Annotated in this window: 1 protein-coding gene; it reads right to left on the bottom strand. The window is 40.0% G+C overall.

Translation table 11 applies throughout. The features are described 5' to 3' along the window. A partial coding sequence (locus tag KVT27_RS25370; protein WP_217582248.1) for a GyrI-like domain-containing protein occupies positions 1–255 on the bottom strand: 255 nt, incomplete at both ends.

Here is a 255-nt window from a genome sequence, read left to right as displayed (position 1 = left end):
AATATTTGGCTGCTGGAATAGTCTTGATGACTAAATCAGATGGTGCTGTGTACAATGAGGCTTCTACACCAAGTGTTATGGAATAATTGCCGTTTACATCAGTTTCATAGTCCGAATACACACCGTACACGCTTTGATTATCCAACTTAGATAATTGGTCAACAATATTTTGCTCATAAAAAATATGCCATATCTGCGGGATGTTGGCTTGCGCTGTCCGTTCATTGGCACTGCTTGTTTCCGTCGAAATTCGTA

Source organism: Lysinibacillus sp. GbtcB16 (assembly GCF_019091145.1).
GTDB lineage: Bacteria > Bacillota > Bacilli > Bacillales_A > Planococcaceae > Lysinibacillus > Lysinibacillus fusiformis.
The sequence above is the reverse complement of the archived record's forward strand: the minus strand, read 5'-3'. Positions and strand labels throughout refer to the sequence as shown.